The sequence below is a fragment of the Mycobacterium barrassiae genome (assembly GCF_025822765.1).
Taxonomy (GTDB): domain Bacteria; phylum Actinomycetota; class Actinomycetes; order Mycobacteriales; family Mycobacteriaceae; genus Mycobacterium; species Mycobacterium barrassiae.
On sequence record NZ_JACKUK010000035.1, the window covers coordinates 114,873 to 135,231 of the forward strand.

18 protein-coding genes and 3 pseudogenes are annotated in these 20,359 nt (G+C 67.2%); 4 read left to right on the forward strand and 17 right to left on the reverse strand.

The window, feature by feature from the left end:
• Positions 1–14: 14 nt before the first annotated feature.
• Positions 15–401, forward strand: coding sequence for a Fur family transcriptional regulator (locus tag H7J93_RS23840; RefSeq protein ID WP_267308792.1), 387 nt, complete (start codon positions 15–17; stop codon positions 399–401).
• Between the two features lie 3 nt (positions 402–404).
• Here H7J93_RS23840 and H7J93_RS23845 read toward each other — a convergent pair whose 3' ends face one another.
• The 3 genes from H7J93_RS23845 to recO are packed head-to-tail and all read right to left on the reverse strand — an operon-like array spanning position 405 to position 2,504.
• Complete coding sequence (locus H7J93_RS23845) at positions 405–827, reverse strand: hypothetical protein (RefSeq protein WP_267308759.1); 423 nt, start codon at positions 825–827, stop codon at positions 405–407.
• Positions 827–1,714: a decaprenyl diphosphate synthase gene (locus tag H7J93_RS23850; protein WP_267308760.1), complete on the reverse strand. Its 888-nt coding sequence runs from the start codon at positions 1,712–1,714 to the stop codon at positions 827–829. The genes H7J93_RS23845 and H7J93_RS23850 overlap by 1 nt, the downstream gene beginning before the upstream one ends.
• Positions 1,656–2,504: a DNA repair protein RecO gene (gene recO, locus H7J93_RS23855; protein WP_267308761.1), complete on the reverse strand. Its 849-nt coding sequence runs from the start codon at positions 2,502–2,504 to the stop codon at positions 1,656–1,658. Before recO ends, H7J93_RS23850 begins: the two co-directional genes overlap by 59 nt.
• 62 nt (positions 2,505–2,566) lie before the next feature.
• On the opposite strand from recO, the gene H7J93_RS23860 reads away from it, so the two are divergent.
• Both H7J93_RS23860 and H7J93_RS23865 read left to right on the forward strand, forming a co-directional pair.
• Positions 2,567–4,039 carry an amidase gene (locus H7J93_RS23860; protein ID WP_267308762.1) on the forward strand — a complete coding sequence of 491 codons (1,473 nt, stop codon included), beginning with the start codon at positions 2,567–2,569 and terminating at the stop codon, positions 4,037–4,039.
• An 11-nt stretch (positions 4,040–4,050) separates the two neighbouring features.
• Entirely contained in the window at positions 4,051–4,599 is a 549-nt protein-coding gene (locus H7J93_RS23865; RefSeq protein ID WP_267308763.1) for a CAP domain-containing protein, read from the forward strand.
• A gap of 3 nt (positions 4,600–4,602) precedes the next feature.
• Here H7J93_RS23865 and era read toward each other — a convergent pair whose 3' ends face one another.
• From era to hrcA, 13 genes and pseudogenes are all read right to left on the reverse strand, one after another.
• Positions 4,603–5,514, reverse strand: coding sequence for a GTPase Era (gene era, locus H7J93_RS23870; RefSeq protein ID WP_267308793.1), 912 nt, complete (start codon positions 5,512–5,514; stop codon positions 4,603–4,605).
• A 22-nt stretch (positions 5,515–5,536) separates the two neighbouring features.
• A complete protein-coding gene (locus H7J93_RS23875; protein ID WP_267308764.1) occupies positions 5,537–5,854 on the reverse strand; it encodes a cytidine deaminase-like protein in 318 nt (105 codons plus the stop codon).
• Positions 5,847–7,148, reverse strand: a complete 1,302-nt coding sequence (locus H7J93_RS23880; protein ID WP_267308765.1) for a hemolysin family protein — start codon at positions 7,146–7,148, stop codon at positions 5,847–5,849. Before H7J93_RS23880 ends, H7J93_RS23875 begins: the two co-directional genes overlap by 8 nt.
• Positions 7,145–7,681 (reverse strand): rRNA maturation RNase YbeY, encoded by a 537-nt coding sequence (gene ybeY / locus H7J93_RS23885; RefSeq protein WP_267308766.1) that lies wholly within the window; start codon positions 7,679–7,681, stop codon positions 7,145–7,147. The genes H7J93_RS23880 and ybeY overlap by 4 nt, the downstream gene beginning before the upstream one ends.
• An 11-nt stretch (positions 7,682–7,692) precedes the next feature.
• Positions 7,693–8,028: pseudogene (locus tag H7J93_RS23890) on the reverse strand (PhoH family protein); the annotation flags it as partial.
• A 261-nt stretch (positions 8,029–8,289) separates the two neighbouring features.
• Positions 8,290–9,117 (reverse strand): annotated as a pseudogene (locus H7J93_RS29305) (PhoH family protein); the annotation flags it as partial.
• Positions 9,106–9,804 (reverse strand): annotated as a pseudogene (locus H7J93_RS23900) (PhoH family protein); the annotation flags it as partial. The pseudogenes H7J93_RS23900 and H7J93_RS29305, both read right to left, overlap by 12 nt.
• An 89-nt stretch (positions 9,805–9,893) precedes the next feature.
• Positions 9,894–13,949 carry a nocobactin polyketide synthase NbtC gene (nbtC, locus tag H7J93_RS23905; protein ID WP_308204953.1) on the reverse strand — a complete coding sequence of 1,352 codons (4,056 nt, stop codon included), beginning with the start codon at positions 13,947–13,949 and terminating at the stop codon, positions 9,894–9,896.
• Between the two features lie 55 nt (positions 13,950–14,004).
• The gene (locus H7J93_RS23910; protein WP_267308768.1) at positions 14,005–15,318 is read right to left on the reverse strand and encodes a beta-ketoacyl [acyl carrier protein] synthase domain-containing protein; all 1,314 of its coding nucleotides are present in this window, start codon (positions 15,316–15,318) and stop codon (positions 14,005–14,007) included.
• Positions 15,318–16,091, reverse strand: a complete 774-nt coding sequence (locus tag H7J93_RS23915) for a thioesterase II family protein (RefSeq protein ID WP_372508020.1) — start codon at positions 16,089–16,091, stop codon at positions 15,318–15,320. The genes H7J93_RS23910 and H7J93_RS23915 overlap by 1 nt, the downstream gene beginning before the upstream one ends.
• 43 nt (positions 16,092–16,134) lie before the next feature.
• The gene (locus H7J93_RS23920; RefSeq protein ID WP_267308770.1) at positions 16,135–16,935 is read right to left on the reverse strand and encodes a 16S rRNA (uracil(1498)-N(3))-methyltransferase; all 801 of its coding nucleotides are present in this window, start codon (positions 16,933–16,935) and stop codon (positions 16,135–16,137) included.
• 6 nt (positions 16,936–16,941) lie between these two features.
• A complete protein-coding gene (dnaJ, locus tag H7J93_RS23925) occupies positions 16,942–18,084 on the reverse strand; it encodes a molecular chaperone DnaJ (RefSeq protein WP_267308771.1) in 1,143 nt (380 codons plus the stop codon).
• 66 nt (positions 18,085–18,150) lie between these two features.
• Positions 18,151–19,182: a heat-inducible transcriptional repressor HrcA gene (hrcA, locus tag H7J93_RS23930; protein WP_267308772.1), complete on the reverse strand. Its 1,032-nt coding sequence runs from the start codon at positions 19,180–19,182 to the stop codon at positions 18,151–18,153.
• Positions 19,183–19,364: 182 nt separating this feature from the next.
• On the opposite strand from hrcA, the gene H7J93_RS23935 reads away from it, so the two are divergent.
• On the forward strand, positions 19,365–19,685 hold the full coding sequence (locus H7J93_RS23935) for a type II toxin-antitoxin system VapB family antitoxin (protein ID WP_267308773.1): 321 nt from the start codon (positions 19,365–19,367) through the stop codon (positions 19,683–19,685).
• A gap of 12 nt (positions 19,686–19,697) precedes the next feature.
• Here H7J93_RS23935 and H7J93_RS23940 read toward each other — a convergent pair whose 3' ends face one another.
• Positions 19,698–20,354 carry a response regulator gene (locus H7J93_RS23940; protein ID WP_267308774.1) on the reverse strand — a complete coding sequence of 219 codons (657 nt, stop codon included), beginning with the start codon at positions 20,352–20,354 and terminating at the stop codon, positions 19,698–19,700.
• Positions 20,355–20,359: the final 5 nt, after the last annotated feature.

Here is a 20,359-nt window from a genome sequence, read left to right on the forward strand (position 1 = left end):
CCTCGGCGGCACCGATGGGCGTCCGCTCCACAAGGCAGCGCGCCGCCATCTCGGCACTGCTGGACAAGCTCGACGACTTCCGCTCCGCCCAGGAGCTGCACGACGAATTACGCAGGCGCGGTGAGGGAATCGGCCTCACCACGGTGTACCGCACCCTGCAGCAGATGGCCGCGGCCGGCCTCGTCGACACGCTGCGCACCGACACCGGCGAGTCCGTGTACCGGCGCTGCTCCGACGACCACCATCACCACCTGGTGTGCCGGGCGTGCGGCGCGACCGTCGAGGTGTCCGGCGGTCAGGTCGAGACGTGGGCCGCCGAAGTGGCTCGCCAGCACGGCTTCTCCGATGTCAGTCACACCATCGAGATCTTCGGGCTCTGCGGCGCCTGCACCACCAACTGACGGTCAGATCAGGGCGCGTCGCACATCCGAGCCGGTGGCCAGCACCATCAACACCAGCGTGCGCAGTGCGTCGTCGCTTAACCCGGCGGCGGGAAAGTTGTAGCGCAGCAACACATCCGCGACCTTCTTGGAGTTGCGCTTGGCTCCGGCCGCGATCTCTTTGTGGCCGCTCTTTGCCGCCAGCGACACCGTCCCCAGCAGCGTGGTGTGCGCATGATCGGCCACCTTGGCCCGCAGTTTCGCGTCCAACGGCAAGTCCCACGCCAGGATCTGGGTGAGCGACACCAACTCCAGGCCTTCGGCGACTTCCACCACCCGCAGCGACGCGAACGTACCGTTGTGGTGCACTGTGATCGCGCCATCCTCTTCCCGCGTCAGCGGGAGGATTTCGCCGAGCACGTCGGCCAGCCGGTCCTGCAGGGTCATCAGGCTCTACCGAACCTGCGGTTGCGGTGGACGTATTCCTCGCACGCCGCCCACAGATCGCGGCGGTCGTAGTCCGGCCACAGCTTGTCCTGAAAGACGTACTCGGCGTAGGCCGCCTGCCACAGCAGGAAGTTGCTCGCCCGCTGCTCCCCCGACGTCCGGATGAACAGGTCGACGTCGGGAATGTCGGCGCGGTGCAGGTGCTTGGCGAACATCGCCTCGCTGATCCGGTTCGGGTTGATCTTGCCGTCGACCGCCTCCTGCGCCAACGCCCGCGCCGCTTCGACGATCTCCGTGCGACCCCCGTAATTCACGCAGTAGTTGATGGTGATGACGTCGTTGCCGACCGTCATCTGCTCCGCGATGTCGAATTCCTTGATGACGCTGCGCCACATGCGGGGTCGCGACCCCACCCAGCGCATCCGGACGCCCATGTCGTTGAGGTTCTCGCGGCGCCGACGGACCACCTCGCGGTTGAACCCCATCAGGAAGCGCACCTCTTCGGTGCTGCGTTTCCAGTTCTCGGTCGAGAAGGCGTACACCGTCAGGTGCTTGATGCCGATTTCGATTGCTCCGCAGGTGATGTCGATGAGCACCGCCTCGCCCATCTTGTGGCCCTCGGTGCGGTGCAAGCCGCGCTGGGTGGCCCACCGGCCGTTGCCGTCCATCACCACGGCGACGTGGTTCGGCACCTGGCCGGCCGGGATCTTCGGCGCGGCGGCCTTCGACGTGTGTTGCGGCGGACGGGCGAACCGGCCGTTGGTGCCCGCCGGAATCTCGGGGAAGACGACGGGCCAGGTCGACTTGTCCGGAAAGGTGGGATAGTCGTCAGGCGCCGGGGGCAGCTGTGGGTAGGTCTCCTTCTCCTTGCCCCTCTTGATAGCCATGCGCCATATCCTGCCCGACCACCGACACCCGTACGTCGGCGACGCTCTGATCCACTCGGTACATCCGTTCCACCAGCGGCAACGTTCGTAGCTGGCGTTCCAGGTGCCACTGCAGGTGCGCGGCGACCAAACCGCTGGCCTGGCTGCGATGCGACGACGTCGACGCCTGCGCGTACTCCCAGTCCCCGTCGTACAGCGCGGCCATCAGATCCAACACCCCCTGCGGCGGTGTCGCCGACCCCGACGGCCGGCAGTGGATGCACACGCTGCCCCCGGCCGCGACGTGGAACGCCCTGTGCGGGCCAGGTGCCGCACAGCGGGCGCATTCGGTCAGCGCAGGCGCCCATCCGGCGATTCCCATGGCGCGCAACAGGTACGCGTCCAGCACGAGCTCCCTGGGCCTGCTGCCGTCGGCCACCGCCCGCAGCGCCGCGACGGTCAGCCGGTGCAGTGCGGGCATCGGCGCCCGCTCCTCACCCGCCAAGCGCTCCGCGGTCTCGAGGACCGCGCACGCGCAGGTGTAGCGGCCGTAGTCGCTGACGATGTCGGTGGCGAACGCGTCGATGGCCTGGACCTGGGTGACGATGTCCAGATTGCGGCCGGGATGCAGCTGAACATCGATGTGCGCGAACGGCTCCAGCCGTGCCCCGAACTTGCTGCGGGTGCGCCGCACCCCCTTGGCCACCGCACGCACCAGCCCGTGGTCGCGGGTCAGCAGGGTGACGATTCGGTCGGCCTCGCCGAGCTTGTGCTGACGCAGCACCACCGCTCGATCCCGGTACAGCCGCATCACAACAGTCTCCCATTGCGATCCGACAGATCACGGCAGCGGCGCCGATACTCTTGTAGGCGATGGTCGAACAGTTCCGTTTCCCCACGCTCACTCAGCAGCTCTTTCAGCTGGCGAGTGGTTCCCTCACGTCCGTTGACCTCGTACGCCGGTCGCTCGACGCGATCGCGGCCAGCCAGCCCACGCTGAACGCGTTCCGTGTGGTGCTGGCCGAACAGGCGCTGGCCGACGCCGCCGAGGCCGACCGCAAACGTGCAGCGGGTGAACAACTTCCGCTGCTCGGCATCCCGATCGCGGTGAAGGACGACGTCGACGTCAAGGGCGTGCCCACCCGGTTCGGCGCCGACGGCAGGATCGCCCCCGCCGAAGCCGACTCCGAAGTGGTGCGACGGCTGAAGGCGGCGGGCGCCGTGATCGTCGGCAAGACGAACACGTGCGAGCTGGGCCAGTGGCCGTTCACCAGCGGACCGGCCTTCGGGCACACCCGCAATCCGTGGTCGCGTGAACACACCCCTGGCGGATCGTCGGGCGGCAGCGCCGCCGCGGTGGCCGCCGGGTTGGTGACCGCCGCGATCGGATCCGACGGCGCGGGCAGCGTCCGCATTCCCGCCGCATGGACGCACCTCGTCGGCATCAAGCCGCAGCGCGGCCGGATCTCCACCTGGCCGCTGCCCGAGGCGTTCAACGGCATCACCGTCAACGGCGTGCTCGCCCGCACGGTCACCGATGCGGCGATCGTGCTCGACGCGGCGTCGGGCAACGTGCCCGGCGATCTGCATCAGCCGCCGCCGGTGCAGGTGTCGGACTCCGTCGGCTCCGCGCCCGGACCGCTGCGAATTGCGCTGTCCACCAAGTTCCCCTTCACCTTCTTCCGGGCCAAGCTGCATCCCGAAATCCGCGACGCCCTCGAGGTCACCGCTGCGCAACTCGAAGAACTCGGGCACACGATCGTGTCGGCCGACCCCGGCTACAACCTGGCCATGTCGTGGAACTTCCTGTCCCGGTCGACGTCGGGGCTGCTGGACTGGGCGGACCGGCTGGGTTACGACGTCACCCTCGACAAGCGCACCAAGGCGAACATCCGCACCGGCTGGCTGTTGTCGCAGCACACCCTGCGCAAGGCCCGCGCCCGCGAGGCCGAGTCCCAGCGCCGCATCGGCTGGATCTTCAATATCGCCGACGTCGTCCTCGCGCCGACGACCGCGCAGCCGCCGCCCGAAGCGCACGAATTCGACAAGCTCGGCGGGCTGGCCACCAACCGCACCATGATCCGGGCCTGCCCCGTCACCTGGCCGTGGAATCTGCTGGGCTGGCCGTCGATCAATGTGCCCGCCGGGTTCACGTCGTCGGGTCTGCCGATCGGCGTGCAATTGATGGGCCCGGCCAACAGCGAGCCCCTGTTGGTGTCGCTGGCCGCCGCGCTCGAGGCCATCAACGGCTGGGCGAACAAGGAGCCGGAGCCGTGGTGGCTGCCGCCGGAGGCACCGGAGCCGGAACGTTCGATTGAGGACCTCCGCCCAGGCGAGGTGGCGTAAGGTCTTCGACCATGACAGCGCGGTACTGGGCTTATGCGATCCCCGCCGTAGTGCTGGCGGCCGGCAGCGTCGCCGGGACACCGGCGGCGGGCGCCGACAACAAACGGCTCAACGACGGTGTGGTCGCCAACGTGTACACCATGCAACACCAGGCCGGGTGCACCACCGACATCAAGATCAACCCCAAGCTGCGGCTCGCCGCGCAATGGCACACCGACGACGTGATGAACAACCGCGCGCTCAACGGTGACATCGGCTCGGACGGGTCGACGGTCGCCGATCGCGCACGCAACGCGGGCTACGCCGGCGCGGTGTCGGAGACGACGGCGATCAACCCCGCGCTGGCGATCAGCGGGATCGAGTTGATCAACCAGTGGTACTACCGGCCCGACTACCACGCCATCATGTCGGACTGCGCCAACGTCGACATCGGCGTGTGGTCGGCGAACTCGCTCGACCGCAGCGTCGTGGTCGCGGTCTACGGCAAGGGCGACGGCGACCCGCCGGTGCAGTCGCCGGGTCGCCCGTTCGGCCAGCCGGGCGCGGGCGCTCCGGGCTGACGTTCAGAATCCCAACCGGCCGAGCTGTTTGGGATCGCGCTGCCAGTTCTTGGCGATCTTGACCCTCAGGTCGAGGTAAACCTTTGTGCCCAGCAGCTTTTCGATCTGCGTGCGCGCCGCGGTGCCGACCTCGCGCAACCTCGCACCGCCCTTGCCGATGACGATGCCCTTCTGGCTGTCCCGCTCGACGTAGAGGACCGCGTGCACGTCGATGAGCTCGCCCTGCTCCGGTGAGCGTCCCTCGCGGGGTTCGACGTCCTCGATGACGACGGCCAGCGAGTGGGGCAGCTCGTCGCGCACGCCTTCCAGTGCGGCCTCGCGGATCAGCTCGGCCATCAGCACTTCCTCGGGCTCGTCGGTGAGCTCGCCGTCGGGGTAGAACGCAGGACCCGGCGGCAGCTGGGCCGCGAGGACGTCGGTCAGCACGTCGAGGTTCTCACCGGTGGTCGCCGACACCGGGACGATCTCGGCGTCGGGTCCGATGAGCTCGCTCACCGCGATCAGCTGAGCCGCGACGCGATCGCGCGGCACTTTGTCGATCTTGGTGACGATCGCGATCAGCGTGGTCTTCGGCGCGATGACGCGGATCTGTTCGAGGATCCACCGGTCCCCCGGCCCGATCTTCTCGTCGGCGGGGATGCACATCCCGATCACGTCGACCTCGGAGTACGTGTCCTTGACCAGGTCGTTGAGCCGCTGACCGAGCAGGGTGCGCGGACGGTGCAGGCCCGGGGTGTCGATCAGGATGATCTGGAAGTTCTCGCGATGCACGATGCCGCGAATGGTGTGCCGAGTGGTCTGCGGCCGGTTCGACGTGATCGCGACCTTGGTGCCGACGAGCGCGTTGGTCAACGTCGACTTGCCGGTGTTGGGCCGTCCGACGAAGCAGACGAATCCGGAACGGAACTCGGTCACCGTGTGCTCCATGCCTCGAGCGTCATAGCGGGTTGCCCGCTCGATCGGTAACGATTACCGCCGCGTCGGCCGACAGCTCGCGCACTGCGGCCAGCCCGGCGTCGTCGTCGGAGCCGCCGACCAGGACGGCGGCCTCGAGTCCCGTTGCCCCGCTTGACACCGCCGCGGCGACGGCTGCCTGCAGCGCGGTCAGCGACAGCGAGTCCAGCGTCACTGGCGCGCCGGCATAGGTTCGGCCGTCGACGTCGCGCACCGCCGCACCGGTCGGCGCCTCAGCACGCCCCATCGCCCCGCGCGCCAGCGTGACCAGCTTGGCGTCCTCGGCATCCAGTTCAGTCATTGCGTTTCTTCTCGTCCTTCTCCACGGGCTCGCTCGGACTCACAAGTACGGTGCCGACGCGGACCCGCCCGCGATGATCCGGCCCGCCCTCGGCGCGCAGCCGCAGCCCGTCCCACGTCACCTCGGCACCCGGCAGCGGGACGCGGCCCAGCTCGAACGCCACCAGACCGCCGACGGTGTCGACGTCGAAATCCTCGTCGAACTCGATGTCGTACAGCTCGCCGAGGTCCTCGATCGGCAACCGCGCCGACACCCGATACCGCCGGTCGCCCAGGTCCTCCACCGGCGCGACCTCGTCGGTGTCGTACTCATCGGCGATCTCGCCGACGATCTCCTCCAGCACGTCCTCGATGGTGACCAGCCCGGCGATCGCGCCGTATTCGTCGACCAGCAGCACCATGTGGACGCGGTCGCGCTGCATCTCGCGCAGCAGCTCGTCCAGTGGTTTGGAGTCCGGCACGAACACCGCGGGCCGCATCACGTCGGACACTTGGGTGTCGCGTCCGCCGTTGCGCGAGTAGTACGTCCGCTGCACAAGGTCTTTCAGATAGACCACGCCGACGACGTCGTCGACGTTCTCGCCGATCACCGGAATGCGCGAGTGTCCGCTGCGCACCGCCAACGACGTCGCCTGCCCCGCCGTCTTGTCGCCCTCGATCCACACCATCTCGGTACGCGGCACCATCACTTCGCGGGCCGGGGTGTCGCCGAGTTCGAATACCGACTGGATCATGCGTCGCTCGTCGTCGGCGACCACACCGCTCTGCTGCGCCAGGTCGACGACCTCACGAAGCTCGATCTCGGATGCGAACGGACCGTTCCGAAAACCACGACCGGGCGTCAGCGCGTTACCGATCAACACCAGCAGCCGGCTCACCGGGGTGAGCACCACCGAAATCGCCTGCAGCGGAAGCGCGGCCACCAATGAGATGGAGTAGGCGTTCTGCCTGCCGATGGTCCTCGGGCCGACGCCGATCGCGACGAAGCTGATCACCGTCATGATCGTCGCCGCCGAGACCAGTCCCCAACTCACCCCGAGATAGTCGTCCAGGAACGCGGCCAACAGAACCGTCGCGCTGACCTCACAGGCGATTCGGAGCAGGACGCAGAGGTTGATGAAGCGGGGCCGCTCGGCCATCACCCGGGCCAGCCGGACTGCGCCGGGGCGTTCGTCGCGGACGAGTTCCTCGACGCGCGCTATCGACACGGTGCTGATGGCGGCATCGGTGGCTGCGAAAAGACCGGCGACGCCGATCAAGACGATCGCGCCGATCAGCTGACTCACATTGTTCACGGCTCGTCGAAAAATCGAGATTTGTCCAGCAGGCGCCGGTCCTTCTCGGACTGCCGGTCCTGGTGATATGCCTCGACCTGATCGGCCACCCATTCCTCGAGGAGTTGGCGCTGCAGCGCGAACATTTCCTTCTCCTCGTCGGGTTCAGCGTGGTCGTACCCCAGCAGATGCAACACCCCGTGCACGGTCAGCAAGGCGAGTTCCTGTCCGAGCGAATGGCCCGCCGCGGCGGCCTGGTCGGCGGCGAACGACGGGCACAGCACGATGTCGCCGAGCATCGCAGGCCCGGGTTCGGGCGCATCGGGCCGACCGCCGGGCTCGAGTTCGTCCATCGGGAAACTCATCACGTCGGTGGGGCCCGGCAGGTCCATCCACCGCATGTGCAGGTCGGCCATCGCCGACTGGTCCAGCAGCACCATCGAGAGTTCGGCGGCGGGATTCACGTTCATCTTGCGGATGACGAATCGGGCGATGCTGATCAGTTCCTCTTCGGAAACGTCGATGCCCGATTCGTTGGACACCTCAATGCTCATGTCGAGTTCCGTTACCGCCGTGGCCGACTGCCGGACGCACGCCGCTGCGCCCTGTTCATCAGCTCAGGCTCTTCGGACTTCGCGTACGCGTCGACGATGTCGGACACCAGTCGGTGCCGCACGACGTCGGCACTCGTCAGTTCGGCGAAGTGGATGTCGTCGATGCCGTCGAGAATGCGCATCGCCGTCCGCAGGCCCGACGATGCGCCGCCGGGCAGGTCGACCTGCGTGATATCGCCTGTGACAACGATTTTCGAGCCGAACCCGAGCCGGGTCAGGAACATCTTCATCTGCTCGCCGGTGGTGTTCTGCGCCTCGTCGAGAATGATGAACGCATCCGACAGTGTGTTGTGCGTCAACAGGAAATCCTCGGTGACGTAAAGCGAGTCCGCAGCCGCGACCTGAATGCAGACCGCCTCCTCGGTTCCGGCCGACTCAATTCGATCGATATAGCGTTTCGGATGTCCTCCGCCCGCTTCGTCATACTTGGCGGCCTTCCGCGCAAGACGGAACGGTTGAAACCCTTCAGGCAGCCGGATGTCCAGAATGTGTGCGTCGTGCCGATGATGGACCTCGCGACCACGCGCCAAGCCCGGCTTGCGGCCCTCTGCCTTACGAGTGCGCGTGTAAACGACCCCGCCGATCGAACGAACGAGGAAAATCACGTCGTCGCGCAGGCGATCAGAAACTGTCGTGAACTGAATGCGACATGTCCGTCCGTGCTGGCAGACTGGACCGCCATCGGAATCGAAAAGACCCTGCAGGACAGCCAGTCGAATCTCAGCCGTGTTGAAAAGGTATTTTCTCGGAACGAACTTGGTGTCCGATCTCGCACCCGCGAGCCCCAAGTCGCGCATCGCATTAGTGATCGGGTTCGGGATGGTCGTATCGCCGCAGTTGCCGGCCTCTCTGACGAGGACGTAGTCGATCTCAGATTTCCGCCTCACCGCAATCCCCGGAATGAGACGTTCCAGCTCGCCGACAAGCTCTGGATCAGTGGTCGCGAACGACGGCGAAGTCCTGCTCGAGAAGGACCCGTCACCTAGCAGCAGGCCAAGAGCGTACGGGTCGAGAGGCACCGGCTGGGCCTCGAACTCCGCCGGTTCACTCAACAGTGGAAGTTCGTAGCGATGGTAGTGGGCTGCGCGAAGATTGCCGATCATCTCCTTGGTCTGCAATACCCTCGCCGGTTTACCCCGACGACGGTCATCGCGGGTATAGACAGACCAGAGGTGGTCGCCGGACGCCAGTGTCGATGCGCCATCCTGGGTGTGGACTCGGTAGATCTCCTTGAAGCCTTGCGGATACACGCCAACCACTGCAGTAGGTTGCCCGTCAGATCCGATTACGAGGTCGCCGACCTCGAGGTCTCCGATCGCCTGAAACCCCTCCGGGGTCAACACCTCGGTGGAAACGGGCTGCGCACGTCCCCGCATATACGCCAGCGGCGCAACCTCGATGATGCCGGCGTTCATCAGCTTCGGAATGGACTCGGGGTCCATCATGTCGTAGAGCGCGTCGTACAGCGGGCGCAGATACGGATCGATCTTCTCGCTCAACGTGCCGGGCAGGAACCCGAGGCGCTCACCGGCTTCCACCGCTGGGCGGGTGAGGATGATCCTGGTGACCTGCTTGGACTGTAATGCGTTGACCGCCTTGGCCATTGCGAGATAGGTCTTGCCGGTACCGGCCGGGCCGATGCCGAAGACGATGGTGTGAGCGTCGATGGCGTCCACATATCGCTTCTGGTTCAACGTCTTCGGGCGGATCGTCTTGCCGCGCCGCGACAGGATGTCGAGGGTCAGCACCTCCGCCGGTGATTCGTTGCCGGTTCCGGTGAGCATCGCGACGCTGTGCCTGACGGCGTCAGGACTGAGCCGCTGACCGCTGGACACGATCGCGACGAGTTCGGAGATCACCCGCTCGGCCAGCGCCACGTCGGCAGGCTCCCCGGACAGGGTCAGCGCGTTGCCGCGGACATGGATATCGGCTGCGAGGAGGCTTTCGAGTGCGCGCAGATTCTCGTCGGCGGATCCAAGCAGGCCTACGACGAGGTCGGGCGGAACATCGATGCTGCTGCGAACGGTCGCGTCGGAGTCAGCGTTCGTTTCGCTGGGCGTCACGTGGGGCTTTCTGCCTGCTTTCTGGGTCTGGCCTGGTTGTTTACCACCGTCTGCCCAGTTTACCGCCGCGCACCGACCCAGCCCAACCGTTAACTACGCACCCGGCTGGCCACGAACACGTGCTGGTCGAGCATCGCCAGCGGATCGTCGTCCGTCGGCAGCGTCTGCACCGGGCTGAAACCGTTCGCCATCAGCTGCTCGTGCCACTCGTCCTTGGTCAAGAAGATCCTGTCGGTGCCGGCGCGGACGTCGGTCAAGCCGACCTGCGGCCGGCCGGGAGGCGGCGACATCAGGAAATACACCGAGGTCATGAACGAGCAGTGCGCCTTGCACACCTCGATGAACACCACCGACCCACCGGGGCGCACGAGGTCATGAAGCTCCCCCAGCGTCCGCCCGACGTCGAGTGCGTTGTGGACGACGTTGGAGGCCACGACGACGTCGCAGGGCGGTTGGCTGCGCAGGTCCGCGTTCAGGTCGACGATGCCGAACCGCATCCACGGCTTGTCCGCGAATCGCTTGCGGGCCGCGTTGAGGAAGAACGTCGACACGTCCGTGAAGTGGTAGTCGACCGGCAGGCCGGTCAACCCCGCGACGATGTCGTTCGTCATGCCGCCGACGCCGGCGCCCAGCTCCAGGATGCGAACGGGCGATCGGTCGACGGCGATTCGACGGACAGCGTCGGCGACGGCCGAGCGGGCGCCGAGGTTCAGGTACCGGCTGACGACGTTGTCGCGGTAGAACGCGTCGGCGGTGGTTGTCGACCCGTTCGGGAACAACAGCTCCTGCACGCTCAGCTGGTCGGTGACCAGGTCGGCGAGGTTCGTGTTGGCGGCGTCGAGAAACTGTCCGAACGGTGGGAGGTAGCCCAGATCTGCGCACACCTCGACGAGCGAGGACCGAGTCGGCGACGGCAATGTCTCGGCCCGCCGGTATCCGCCGTCGTAATGCAGGTAGCCGCGAGTGGTGAGTTCGTGCAACCACTGTCGCAACACCCAGCGGTGCCGCTCGGCGAAGTCGAGGCGGTCGGCGATTTCATCCGCCGTGCCGCCGTCACCGAGCGCGGGCTCGAGGACGCGCCAGATGGCGTTCAATCCGAACAGATCCAGATCGCTACGCGCGGAGGCGATCCGGCTGGTGTCGAATTCAACGGCGGCCCTGGGCGTGGGTTGCGACGGGGCCCGAGTTGCGGCAGGTGCTGGCGCTCCGGTCTTCACCATCTGCACGACGTCGTCGAGCGTGGCTCCGCCCAACAGATCGGAAACCGCTACCTCACAACGGAATTCGGTCTTGATTCGCCGCCGTAAGTTCAGTGCGTTGAGCGAGTCGAGCCCCAACGCCACCAGCGGCAGCGTGCTGTCAAGGGCTCGCAGATCGTCCGCGCCGATCACGTCGGCGAGCAGTTGCAGTAGGCGCTTCGGCAGGTCCGCCACAGCGGAGGTCTGCTCGACCTCGGTTTCTTCGGCCATGTTGCCGACCTGCGACAGGGTCGGACCGTAACCTAGCGTTGCGAACACCTCGCGGGCGCGATCCCAGTCGAACGCCGCGACCGCGGCAGTCGCCGGTAATGCGCTGAGCCCCAGCGAGATAGCGTCCGATGAGTGCATCGGAAGGTAGCCAACCTCCGCCAGGTTCGCGATGTCCGCACTGTCCTGGCCCTGATACACGGCCCATTGGCCCCACTGCACCGCCACGCAGTCGCGGCCGTGGGCACGCAGCTGCCGGGCGTACGCGTCGAGCATCCGGTTGGCCGCCGCGTACGCGATTTTGCCTCGGCCACCGAGCACCGACGCCGTCGACGAGCACATCACCACCCGGCAGTCATCGGTGAGGGAAACCGTGTCGAGGACATGCGAGATGCCGATGACCTTTCCGCGCAGCGCGGTGTCGAGTTTCGCCTCGGTGAGGTCGTTCAGCGCGACGGCAGCGGCGGTGGTTCCGTCCAGTGCGGCATGAACGACGAGATCAACTGGGGCGTGGCGGATCTCGTCAGCCAACTGCTGCACATCGTCCAGATCCCCAATGTCGCAGGCGATGACCCGGATGTCCGTTGCCGCCAGTGGCCCTAGCCGGGAGGTGGCGGCCGGCGTCTCCCCTGACCGGTTGACCAGGGTGATCCGGCGCGCGCCGTGCTGTGCGGCGTATTCGCAGAACTCGAGCCCGACATTGCCGGTCCCGCCGGTGATCAGCACATGCTTACCCGTCAGCGGCAGCGGGGAGGACGTCGTGTCGGCGGTGATCAGCCGCTTGGCATAGACGCCGTCACGCAACGCCAGTTCCGGCTCGTCGGCGGTATGCAACGCTGCGATGATCGCCGCGGCTGATTCGGCGCGCGCATGGTCCGGCGTAAGGTCGAGGTGCCGGAATGCGATGTCGGGGTATTCGCCGCCGAGACAACGGAATCCAGCACTGATGGCGGCAGGGACAGGGTGCGGCGCACCGTCGGTAGCCACGACGGGCTCTCCGCCGACGGTGACCAACCAGTACTCCTTGAGTTCCGCGGGCGGCGTCAACCACCACGTCCGGTCGGCGAAGAATCGTGTCACCTGTCGGGCGGCCTCGGCCTGGGTCATGCCATCGAACGCGGGAAGAAGGACGACGAGCGCGTCGATGTCGGCCGCGTCCGCGGTGACGAGTCGCGCGGACAACTCCTGACTTTCGGCGTGGGCACACAGCGCGCCGGCCAATTCGTTGTCGCCCGCGTAGTCGATCACCCCGAGGCGCCGGGGCGGCGCCATCGAGCGTCTCGTGAGCGCGGTCCATTCTTCGACGATGACCTGCGGCGGCGTGGACCGCGACGGTGCGGATGGCGACGCAGCCTGCCGCGACGGCGCGCTGTCGTACGGCAACCACAGCGACGATTCGTTCATCTGCGTGTTCGGGAAGTCCAACAGCGGAAGCGGCATGGCACCAACAGCTTCCGTACGGAGAACATCCCAGCGGTAGTCGATGTCGTTGACCGCCAGGACGGCGAGGTTGCGCGTGAACTCCGTAAGGTCGCGGGCCCGCCTGTCGGAGGTACCGACCACGATCGCGAACTCCGCCGCCAGGACGTCGAGGTTCTCCTGCAGGGCGAACTGCAGCGTCGGGTGTTCGGCGAGCTCGACGAACGTGTCGATTTGATCCGAGACCGCGGCGGCCACAGCACGGTCGAACCGGACGGTGTTGCGCAGGTTCCAGAACCAGTATTCGGCGACGCCGAAGTCGGATGTCACGCACTCGCCGAGAGTCGCTCCGATGCAATCGATGTCGCTGTCGAGGAAGCGCTCATTGCGCACCCGACCGCGCACCGCGGCTTCGATCTCGTCGCGGAACTGGTTCACCATGCTGGTGTGCGCCGGATAGCGGACGGGGATCAGGCGGGTGAACCGCCCGCCCGCATCCAACGCGGCCACGGTCGCCTCGACGGTGGCGCGGTCCCCGGAAATACCAACCATGCGTGGCGAATTCATCACCGACACCTGTGCCCACCCGGACTGGCGGGCCAGCACGCTCTCGCATTCGTCGCGGTCGGCGGCGACCACCGCCATCGCGTAGTCGTCAGAGGAGATGTTCTCGACCGCGCGCGCCCGCGTGCCGAGGATCAGCACGGCGTCCTCGCACGTCATCTTTCCCGACAGATAGGCGCCGGCAATCTCGCCCTGACTGTGTCCGACGACGGCATCGACGTCGACGCCGACCGCGCGCCACATCGCACCGAGCCCGACCATCTGCATGAACAGCGCCGACTGCACCACCGTGGTGCCGTCGCCGACGTCGGCGGTGCCCAACAGGTAGGGCAACGGCGATTCGCCGAACAACTCAACGAACAGCTCATGGCAGCGGTCGATTTCGGCTCGGAAGGCCGGGACCGAGTGGTAGAACATGGCGCCCATGCCCGGCCGCTGTCCCCCTTGACCGGGCAGAACGAACGCGCGCCGATGCGCCGCCGCGGGTTTGTCACCGCGGACGACGGCGGGGTGCGCGCCCCCTTCGGCCACCGCCCGCAGGGACTCCTGCAGCCCGGAACCGTCGCTCACCATGGCCAACGCCCGGTATCGCCTCGCGGCCCGCGTCCGAAACAGCATGTCCGCCACGCGTTGCGGCGGCACTGCGGGATGCTCGCGCAGGTAGGCCAACAGCGCGCCGGCCTCGGCGCGGAGCAGGCTCGGACTGTCTGCCGACAGCAGCACCGGGACGGTTCCGTCGGGCAGCCGGTACTCAGAAATCGTCGTGCTCCTCTCGGACCGGCATGCCGATGATGGTGTGCGCGTTGACCCCGTCCGCCCCGTACGACGACACAGCGCCGTACCGGTGGCCGTTCTTCGGTTCCCACGGATGCAACTTGGTGGCCAGCCGCAGACCCGACGAATCCCAGTCCACCGCGGTGGTGGGGTTTTCGGTGAACAGCGACGCCGGGACGTGGCCGTGCCAGCCGGCGAGGAGCACCTTGATCAGCCCCAACATGCCGCCTGCCGCTTGCGCGTGGCCGAGGTTCGATTTCGCCGAGCCGACGAATGCGGTCGAACCGGCCGCGCCGTAGGTGTTGAAGAGCGCGGTGAGCTCGGCCTTGTCCCCTGCTCTGGTGGCGGTGCCATGCCCCTCGATCATTCCCACGTCGGCGGCGTCTACGCCCGAGCCGTCGACGACCCGGCGGATCAGCTTCTGCTGCGCCTCGAAGCGCGGCGTCAGGATGGGTTTGCCCTTGCCGTTGTGGTTGTAATGGCTGGCCAGGATGTGGCCGAAGACGCGATGGCCCAACCGCCGCGCGCGCGACTCCGGCTCCACGACGACGAACCCGGCGCCCTCACCCCAGAGTGTGCCGCTCGAGTCGTCGGCGTAGACGCGGCAGTGACCGTCGACGGCTAGCTCGTTCTGTCTCGCGAAGTCGTAGATGATCGCCGGGGATCCCATGACGCAGACGCCGCCGGCCAGTGCCCAATCGCACTCGCCGTTGCGCACCGACGCGGCGGCCAGGTGCAGTGCGGTCAACGAGGAGGCGCACCCGGTGTTCACCGTCGCACACGGACCGGCGAAGCCAAGACTGTGCGAGACCCGGCCGGCAATGCCCTCGGTGATGCGGCCGACGGTCCGGTATCCGGAGTAATCGTCGGCCTGTCCGCCCACGGGCCCGTACTCGGTGGGGTACGCCCCGACGAAACATCCGGCGTCTTCCTCGTCGAGTGCGGCAGCGTTGATTCCGGTGTTCTCCAAGGCTTTCCAGGCCACCCGCATCGCAAGGCGGATCTGCGGACTCGTGACCGTCGCCTCGCGCTGGCTGATGTTGAAGAAGACCGGATCGAAGGCGCCGGGGTCGTCGAGGAACCCGCCGGCGTCACACGCGTCGGCCCACCCTTCGAGCCGCGACAACGACAACATGTCATCGACCGGCCAGCCGCGGTCACGCGGGATCGGGCCGATGAGTTCACGAGATTCGCTCAGCGCGGCCCAGTACTGCGATAGAGTGCGCACACCGCCCGGCGCCTCCACTGCGAATCCCGAGATGACGATCGGGTCGGCGGTTGACGGCAACATCAACGGATTCTGCTCTCCGACAACAGGTCTCTGATGTCAGCGACGTGGTCGAGCAGAAAGAAGTGGCCCCCGTCGAGCATGGTCACTTCCACATCGTCGCTGTGTTCGCGCCACCCGTGCAGGTCGGCCATCGAGACGATGGGGTCCTGGTCACCGCCGATCACCTGGATTCGGGCCGCGATACGTGCGCTGCGGTCGCACGAATATGTCTCCGCCGCACGGTGATCCGCCTTCACGACCGGGAACGTCATCGTGACGAGTTCGGGGTCGGCGATCACGTCGGCGTTGGTGCCGCCGAGCCACCGCAGGTGGTCCAGCAGCCCTTGATCATCCTTGGGCGCGGGTGGCTTGTCCGCGGCACGGTGCGGAGCCACGGCCGCCAGAACGGTGACCTGTCGCACCTTCACGCCGGCGGCCTCGGCGATTCTGGCGAATTCGAACGAGACGAGCGCACCCATGCTGTGGCCCAGCGTTGTGATCGCGTCCCCGCGGTTGAATTCCGAGGCGACGAATTCGGCGAACGCTCCCGCGGCGATGTCCTGCAGCGAGGTCAGCAGCGGTTCGGCCGCGCGGTCCTGGCGGCCCGGGTACTGGAAGGCGATGACCTCGAAGTCCTCGCTCAGCTCCTTCGAGAACTGCCTGTACCAAGAGGCGCCGGCACCCGCATGCGGAAAGATCAACAATGTCGGTCGGTCGGACGAGTCCCGATTATGAAACTTCCTGATCCATAGCGGGCCGACCTGGGCGTTTTGCTCTACAGCATGGTTCGGCACGGTAGGTTAATTTAGCCTAACCTCGCTCGCCTCAGGGGCCTCCCTAAACGGGCTGCGCGGGTGCCGAACCTGGATCGGCCCACCGACTGGTGAGCACGCCCAGGGCACCCAACGCGACAGCCGCCGCGGTCGAGGTGCGCAGCACGGTCGGCCCGAGCCGGACCGTCGTCGCGCCCGCCCCGGTCAGCGCCGCGATCTCGTCATCGGCGATGCCACCTTCCGGGCCGACGACGAGCAGCAGCGAAGCCGCTTCAGCCACAGGCACTTCCGTGATCGGCTGTAACGCGGATTCATGCAGGACGAGCACCGACGTTTCCGCGATGTCGCGCACCCGCTCCACCAGCTCGGTCGTCGAGACCACGCCGCTCACGGTGGGAATGTACGCCCGCCGCGACTGCCTCGCGGCCGACCGGGCGACGGCGCGCCAGCGGCGCAAACCCTTGTCGACGCGGGCCTGCGCGTCCCAGCGCGCCACGCAGCGCGACGCCTGCCAGGCGACGAACGCGTCGGCGCCCGCTTCGGTCGCCAACTCGATGGCCAGTTCGGAACGGTCCGACTTGGGCAGCGCCTGCACGACGGTGATCCGCGGCGTCGGTTGCGGGACTGCCCGCAGGTCCAACACCCGCGCGGTCAGCGCGCCCTTGCCGACGTCCTCGACGACGCACCGCGCGATCGCGCCGAGTCCATCGCTCAGATCGAGTTTCTCGCCCACGCGGATCCGGCGGACGTTCGCCGCGTGGAAACCCTCGTCGCCGTCCACCACGGCGAGCTCACCGACGGCGGGCAGCGCGTCGACATAGAAGAGCGCGCCCGCGAAACGAGGAGCGGTCGGGTCCCCTGTCACGGGGTCTCAGCGACCGCTGAACGTTTCGCGAAGCCGGCTGAAAAGCCCACCGCCGGAGGAGTTCGACTGCGCGCTGCGCACCTCGGCGGTGTCGCGGGTGCGCTTGTCCTTCAGCTTGCGCAGCAACTCGATGTCCTCGTGGTCCAGGCGCGTCGGGACCACCACGTCGATGTGGGCGTGCAGGTCGCCCCGCACGCCGGACCGCAGGTGCGGCATTCCGTGCCCGCGCAGGGTGATGACCTCACCCGGCTGGGTGCCGGCGCCGATGGTGATGTCGGTCGGGCCGTCGAGGATGGCGTCGATCGTGACGGTGGCGCCGAGCGCCGCGTCGACCATCGGCACGGAGATGGTGCAGTGCAGATCGTCGCCGTCGCGGACGAAGACGTCGTGCGCCTTCTCGTGAACCTCGACGTACAGGTCGCCCGCCGGCCCACCGCCGGGCCCGACCTCACCCTGCGCGGCGAGTCGCACGCGCATGCCGTCGCCGACACCCGCGGGAATCTTGACGCTGATCTCGCGACGCGCGCGCACCCGGCCGTCGCCGCCGCACCGGTGACACGGATCCGGGATGACCTCGCCGACGCCGCCGCACACCGGACAGGGTCGCGACGTCATCACCTGGCCGAGCAGTGAGCGCTGCACGGTCTGCACCTCACCGCGGCCGTGGCAGGTGTCGCACGTGGCCGGTCGTGAATTGCCGTGGGTGCCTTTGCCTTGACACAGGTCGCACAGCACGGCGGTGTCGACGGTGACCTGCTTGGTCACCCCGGTCGCACACTCCTCCAGGTCCAGCCGCATCCGCAGCAGCGAATCCGAACCGGGCCGCACGCGGCCGATCGGCCCGCGTGACGTGGCCCCACCGCCGAAGAACGCCTCGAACACGTCGCCGAGCCCACCGAAGCCGGCGAAGCCGTTGCCCGCAGCACCGCTGGACTCCAGCGGATCGCCACCGAGGTCGACGATGCGGCGCTTCTCCGGATCGCTGAGCACTTCGTAGGCGGCGCTGATCTCCTTGAAGCGCGCCTGCGCGTCCTCGTCCGGGTTGACGTCGGGGTGCAGTTCCCGGGCCAGCTTGCGGTAGGCGCGTTTGATCTCCGCATCGCTTGCGCCCCTGCTCACCCCGAGCAGCCCGTAGTAGTCGCGTGCCACGCTGACCTTGCCTGACCTTTCCGTCCTGTTCGAAGCCGTCCTGGTTCGAAGCCGGCTGTGCCGGCGCTAGCGGTTGCCTAAGACTTCCCCGATATAGAGAGCAACCGCAGCGACATTGGCGATAGTTCCCGGATAGTCCATTCTCGTCGGTCCGAGCACACCCATGCCGCCGTATACCTTGCCTGAACTTCCGTATCCAGTGGTAATCACGGACGTTCCTGCCATCTGCTCGGCCTCGGTCTCATGGCCGATCCGCACGGTGATCTTGCCGGCCTCCTGCTGTGCCGCCAGCAGCTTCAGCACCACCACCTGCTCCTCGAGCGCTTCGAGCACCGAGCGCAGCGAGCCGCCGAAGTCGGCGGTGTTGCGGGTCAGGTTGGCCGTGCCGCCAAGCATCAGCCGTTCCTCGCTGTGCTCGACCAGCGTCTCGACCAGCACCGTGGCCGACCGGCCGACCGCGTCGGCGAGTCCGCTGCGGTCGTTCAGCCCCGACGCGAGATCGGAGACCGCGATCGATGCGGCCGCCAGCGGCTTGCCCTCCAGGGCCTGTCCCAGCAGGTCACGCAGCTTGGCGATGTCCTGCTCGTCCAGCGCGTCACCCAGTTCGACGATGCGCTGGTCGACGCGGCCGGTGTCGGTGATCACGACGAGCAGCAGCCGCGCCGGCGTCAACGCGACCACCTCGAGGTGGCGCACCGACGACGTCGACAGCGTCGGGTACTGGACGATCGCGACCTGACGCGTCAGCTGCGCGAGCAACCGCACCGCGCGGCGCAGCACGTCGTCGAGGTCGACACCGGACTCCAGGAACCCCTGGATCGCTCGGCGTTCGGCGACCGACAGCGGTTTGACGTCCTCCAGCCGGTCGACGAACTCGCGGTAGCCCTTCTCGGTGGGCACCCGGCCCGAGCTGGTGTGCGGCTGGGCGATGTACCCCTCGGCCTCAAGGACCGCCATGTCGTTGCGGACGGTCGCGCTGGAAACACCCAGGTTGTGCCGCTCCACGAGGGTTTTCGAGCCGATCGGTTCCTTGGTGGCCACGAAGTCGGCGACGATCGCGCGCAGCACCTCGAATCGGCGTTCTTCGGCGCTACTCACGCGTTCACCTGCCTCTCTTATCGTCGGCGTATCGGTACCACTGCTAGCTGGCATTCATTTTACGGTCATCATCAGCGGCGATACTGCGCGAGAGGCTGACCGCGTGCCGACCGGCGTGTTTGCGATAGCCTTCCCAGGGTGATGCGTTTTCCTCGGGGGACGACGCGGGGGTGCGACGCCCGATGATCTTCAAAGGTGTTCTGGACGGAAGGCCCTATCCCGAGCATGGGCTGTCGCATCGGCAGTGGGCGCAGATTCCGCCCCGCCAGATACGGCTCGATGAGCTGGTGATGACGACCACGGTGCTGGCGCTCGACCGGTTGCTGTCGGAGGACTCGACGTTCTACGGCGACCTCTTCCCCCACGCGGTGAAGTGGCGCGGCGACGTCTACCTGGAGGACGGCCTGCACCGCGCAGTGCGCTCGGCGTTGCGTAACCGGGTCGTGCTGCACGCGCGGGTGTTCGACATGGATGCGCCGATGTCCGAACAGGTTTCGATGTAACTCTCGACGCGCCTATCGGGATTCCAGGAAGGCCAGCACGGCGAGCACCCGACGGTGATCCTCCCCCGTCTCGGGCAGGTTCAGCTTGTTCATGATGCTGCGGATGTGCTTCTCGACGGTGCCCTCGGTGACCCAAATACGGTGCGCGATACCGGCATTCGATCGGCCCTCGGCCATCAGCGCCAGCACCTCGGCCTCCCGCTCGCTCAGCACGCTCAGCGGATCGTCGCGCTTGCGCGCCGATACCAACTCGCGCACCAGGGCCGGATCGACCACCGACGCCCCACGGGCGACCCGCTCGAGTGAATCGATGAAATCGGTCACGTCGGTGACGCGGCTCTTGAGCAGGTAACCGACCCGGTCCCCTGCCGCCAACAGATCCATCGCATCCTCGACGACGACATGTGCCGAGAGCACCATGATCGCCGTGTCCGGCAGGTCCTGGCGGATCAGCCGGGCGGCGTCCAGGCCCTCACTCGTGTTGGTGGGCGGCATGCGGATGTCGGTCACCACGAGGTCAGGTCTCATGGCGCGGACGAGGCTCAGCAGCTGCTCACCGTCGCCCGCCTCGCCGACGACGTCGAACCCCGCGCCTTCGAGCAGACTCACCAGACCTGCCCGCAGCAACACGTCGTCGTCGGCAAGCACCACCCGCGTCGTCTCCGCCATCAACC